Source organism: Mesorhizobium sp. B2-7-1 (genome assembly GCF_006440735.1).
Classification (GTDB): Bacteria; Pseudomonadota; Alphaproteobacteria; order Rhizobiales; family Rhizobiaceae; genus Mesorhizobium.
This window is the reverse complement of the sequence record NZ_VFUA01000196.1, coordinates 1-3,930: the sequence shown is the minus strand read 5'-3', so window position 1 is coordinate 3,930 and position 3,930 is coordinate 1. Positions and strand designations below refer to the sequence as shown.

Annotated in this window: 5 protein-coding genes; 2 read left to right on the top strand and 3 right to left on the bottom strand. The window is 59.9% G+C overall.

Translation table 11 applies throughout. The features are described from left to right. Window positions 1–195: 195 nt before the first annotated feature. Entirely contained in the window at window positions 196–891 is a 696-nt protein-coding gene (ctrA, locus tag FJ471_RS34215) for a cell cycle two-component system response regulator CtrA (protein WP_006203583.1), read from the bottom strand. A gap of 449 nt (window positions 892–1,340) precedes the next feature. On the opposite strand from ctrA, the gene FJ471_RS34210 reads away from it, so the two are divergent. Then, window positions 1,341–1,718, top strand: coding sequence for a flagellar export protein FliJ (locus tag FJ471_RS34210; protein WP_140811206.1), 378 nt, complete (start codon window positions 1,341–1,343; stop codon window positions 1,716–1,718). 82 nt (window positions 1,719–1,800) lie between these two features. Here the strand turns inward: FJ471_RS34210 and FJ471_RS34205 are convergent, their stop codons facing one another. After that, window positions 1,801–2,202, bottom strand: a complete 402-nt coding sequence (locus FJ471_RS34205) for a helix-turn-helix domain-containing protein (RefSeq protein ID WP_140811204.1) — start codon at window positions 2,200–2,202, stop codon at window positions 1,801–1,803. A gap of 91 nt (window positions 2,203–2,293) precedes the next feature. Here FJ471_RS34205 and FJ471_RS34200 point away from each other — a divergent pair, with 91 nt between their 5' ends. Beyond that, window positions 2,294–3,220, top strand: a complete 927-nt coding sequence (locus FJ471_RS34200; RefSeq protein ID WP_140811202.1) for an NADP-dependent oxidoreductase — start codon at window positions 2,294–2,296, stop codon at window positions 3,218–3,220. Between the two features lie 164 nt (window positions 3,221–3,384). Here the strand turns inward: FJ471_RS34200 and FJ471_RS34195 are convergent, their stop codons facing one another. Then, the gene (locus tag FJ471_RS34195; protein ID WP_006203587.1) at window positions 3,385–3,660 is read right to left on the bottom strand and encodes a DUF1153 domain-containing protein; all 276 of its coding nucleotides are present in this window, start codon (window positions 3,658–3,660) and stop codon (window positions 3,385–3,387) included. Between the last annotated feature and the right edge of the window lie 270 nt (window positions 3,661–3,930).

Sequence of the window (3,930 nt, the reverse complement as noted above, 5' to 3'; positions counted from 1 at the left end):
CTGGGACAACGACATGCATCAAAACAAAGACTTAAAGCGCGTCGCCTGAATCCGGTTCAGCGCGACGCGCTTTAAGAGCAATTCCAGGAAAAGTGTGAGCGGTTTTCCGTCCAGAATTGCGTTAAAACAACAGAGCATTTTCAAACAAGAAACCCGGCCGAGGCCGGGTTTCTTGTTTGAAATCAAATGGATCGCTTATGCGCTGACGCGGATATCTTCCGGCTCGCGCAGCACATAGCCGCGGCCCCACACCGTCTCGATGTAGTTCTGGCCGCCGGACGCCGCGTCGAGTTTCTTGCGCAGCTTGCAGATGAAGACGTCGATGATCTTCAGCTCCGGCTCGTCCATGCCGCCATAGAGATGGTTGAGGAACATTTCCTTGGTGAGCGTCGTGCCCTTGCGCAGCGAGAGCAGCTCCAGCATCTGATATTCCTTGCCGGTCAGGTGCACGCGCTGGCCGCCGACCTCGACCGTCTTGGCGTCGAGATTGACCACCAGATCGCCAGTGGTGATGACCGACTGGGCATGGCCCTTGGAGCGCCGCACGATCGCATGGATACGCGCCACCAGTTCGTCCTTGTGGAAGGGCTTGGTCATATAATCGTCAGCACCGAAGCCGAGGCCGCGCACCTTGTCCTCGATGCCGGCCATGCCGGAGAGGATCAGGATCGGCGTCTTGACCTTGGAGAGGCGCAGAGTGCGCAGCACTTCATAGCCCGACATGTCGGGGAGATTGAGATCCAGCAGGATGATGTCGTAGTCGTAGAGCTTGCCGAGATCGACACCTTCTTCGCCGAGATCGGTCGTATAGACGTTGAAGCTTTCCGATTTCAGCATCAGTTCGATGCTCTGTGCGGTTGCACTGTCATCTTCAATCAGCAGAACACGCATTTCATTCCCCTTTTCTGCTGCCGGACCGCGTCACGACCCGTCCGGAACCCGCAGCAGTGATTGCCTGAACAGAAGGTGCCACCGACTGGTTAACAAATCCTAATTTCGTGCCATCCACGATACCAGATTTTTTAACCCCTTTCTACACCCACTTGAATCTAATAACGAATCACAGACCAAAACAGCTGATGCACCACATTAATAAGTCAGCCTAAGTGACTCCAGAGACTCGCTGGCCCGGGCTTCCGCCGAGTGCCGGAATTTTTACCCGGCCTTAAGTCCTCGCCCGTATGATTAACAATGCCCGTAAACGAATGGTTACCGCCGGCAAAAATCTTTAGGGCTTTGTTTCCCATAGCCCAGGGAAAGCCGGGGGAAACGGGCGGCGCTTGGGTCGTTCCGGGCGCACTGGGCGGTATTGCAAGTGTGCGTTTGCGGAGTATCGAGTCATGAAGTCACGTGAAAACCTCGTTCGGCTGAAGCAGTTTCAGGTGAATGAGAAACGGCGCCAGCTCCTGCAGCTGGACATGATGATCGCCGAGTTCGAGCGCATGGCCGTCGAGCTGGAAGCGCAGATCATCGCCGAAGAGAAAAAAGCCGGCATCACCGACATCAACCATTTCGCCTATCCGACCTTCGCCAAGGCGGCTCGCCTGCGCCGCGACAACCTCAGGAACTCACAAAGCGACCTCGCCCAGCAGCGAAGCGCTGCCGAATCATTACTTGGCGAAGCTGAAGCGGAGCTGTCCAAGGCCGAGATGCTGGAATCGCGGGACACCAAGATCCGCGAGGCCGAAACGGGCGGCCGCAGCGCCATGATCGGCTGATCGCCGGGCGCATTCGCAGTCATGCCGGAGACCTGCCGGCATCTTCAGAACCGGCAATCGGTAAAAATCGGCCTTGCCGCCTTCAGGGCACGGCGCCCATCTCGCCATGATCGGCCGATGCCCGGGCCCTGGCATCCTTTATTTCGGGCGCATGCTCTTCCGCCCAGGAGCGGATTTGGCTGAGCAGGCCCGCCAGGTTCTGGCCAAGCTCCGTCAGCTCATACTCCACGCGCGGCGGAATGACCGCAAACACCTCGCGCCGCACGAGGCCGTCGCGCTCCAGCACACGCAGCGTCTGGGTCAGCATTTTGGGCGTGATGCCTTCCAGCTTGCGCGCCAGCTCGCCATTTCGCAACCGGCCGCGCCGCAGCGCGCAGACGGCGAGATAGACCCATTTGCTGGCCAGCATCTCGAGCACCGTATGCGACGGGCAGGTGCGCCGGAACGCGTCATAGCCGAATGGGGATCTGTCTTCGCTATCCATGAGGTCTCTATATATAGAAAAGGTACATACTCGACAATCGAATATTACTATCCGAATAATAGCGGCACAATCACTCGAACAGGAGGCGTTCATGCGTGCCGCTATCCAGACTTCCGTCGGCGGACCCGAGGTCCTTTTCGTGGCCGACCAACCCGACCCGGCGCTCAAGCCCGGTGAAGTGCTCGTCCGCGTCAGGGCGGCGGGCATCAACCCGGTCGACGGCGCCGTGCGCGGCGGTTTCTATCCGCTGCTCGGCGAACCGCCTTTCATCCTTGGCTGGGACATTTCGGGGACCGTCACGGCGCTCGGAGACGGCGTGACCGCCTTCAGGGTCGGTGACGAGGTGTTCGGCATGCCGCGCTTCCCCAAGCAGGCTGGAGCCTATGCCGAGCTTGCCGCGGCGCCGGCGGACGAGATCGCCGCGAAACCTGCCGCCATCGACCATGCGCATGCCGCGGCCTTGCCGCTGGCTGGACTGACCGCCTGGCAGGGCCTTGTCCGCCATGGCGGCCTGCAAGCGGGCCAGCGCGCGCTGATCCATGCCGGAGCCGGCGGCGTCGGCCATCTGGCGGTACAGATCGCCAAGGCGCGCGGCGCTCATGTCATCGCGACGGCCAGCGCAGACAAGCTCGACTTCGTCCGCTCGCTCGGCGCCGACGACGTCGTTGACTACACCAAGGGCAACTTCGTCGAACAGGTCGGCAATGTCGATCTTGTGCTGGACCCCATCGGCGGCGACCATGCCGACGAGTCGCTGAAGGTCGTGCGTGATGGTGGCGTCCTGGTGTCGCTGCTCGACGTTCACGACGCCACCAGGGCGAAAGCCAAGATGCGCGGTGTTCGCGTCGAGCGCATGTCCGTGGTGCCCGATCGCCAGGGCCTTGTCGAGCTCGCCAGGCTCGTCGATGCCAGGAAGCTCGTGCCGCATGTGGCGAAAGCCTTTCCGCTCGACGAGGCGGGGGCCGCCCACGCTTTGCTCGCCACCCGGCCGATCGGCAAGGTCGTGCTGACGGTCTGAGGCTTCTGCAAAATCGAAAAGGGCGCGGTGTTCCGCGCCCTTTTCCTTTTACGTCTCTCCGGCCTAGAGCAATTCCAGGAAAAGTGTGAGCGGTTTTCCGTCCGGAATTGCGTCAAAACAAGGAGATAGTGCGCTTCGCCGTTTCCATGAAACGGTGAAACGCACTAGTGCCGGTATTGCTGGATCCGCGTGGTGCGCAGCCCGGCAAGGCCATATTCATCGATCGATGCCTGCCAGGAGAGAAATTCTTCGGTGGTGAGCTTGTAGCGCTGGCAGGCTTCCTCAAGGCTGAGCAGGCCGCCACGTACCGCTGCGACCACTTCCGCCTTGCGCCGGATAACCCAGCGCCGCGTGTTCGTCGGCGGCAGATCGGCGATCGTAAGAGGGCTGCCGTCGGGCCCAATAACATACTTGACTCTAGGTCTAACCAGATCGGTCATCGTACTCTCTACTAAAAACTCAAAGACCCAATCCCCGCCACAGTACCGCCACAGCTTTAAAAATTGCCTAAGCGAACCCTAATCACTAGGTAAGGATCGTGAACGCCCGGTTAGGATTTCGTTTAGAATTTGAAACAGCGGCCTCCAGGCCCTGAAATTGCCCGGAATCTCGTCCTGGGCCGCAAGCTGGCGCATACGTGGCGCTTGACCTATATTCCGGCCATTGGCATTGAGCGCCGCACAGTGAAAGCATCATGAACAGCCTCGATC

Excerpts from the sequence above, each read along its gene's own strand:
- ctrA (WP_006203583.1), bottom strand. The coding sequence starts at position 891 with ATGCGTGTTCTGCTGATTGAAGATGACAGTGCAACCGCACAGAGCATC.
- FJ471_RS34210 (WP_140811206.1), top strand. The coding sequence starts at position 1,341 with ATGAAGTCACGTGAAAACCTCGTTCGGCTGAAGCAGTTTCAGGTGAAT.
- FJ471_RS34205 (WP_140811204.1), bottom strand. The coding sequence starts at position 2,202 with ATGGATAGCGAAGACAGATCCCCATTCGGCTATGACGCGTTCCGGCGC.
- FJ471_RS34200 (WP_140811202.1), top strand. The coding sequence starts at position 2,294 with ATGCGTGCCGCTATCCAGACTTCCGTCGGCGGACCCGAGGTCCTTTTC.
- FJ471_RS34195 (WP_006203587.1), bottom strand. The coding sequence starts at position 3,660 with ATGACCGATCTGGTTAGACCTAGAGTCAAGTATGTTATTGGGCCCGAC.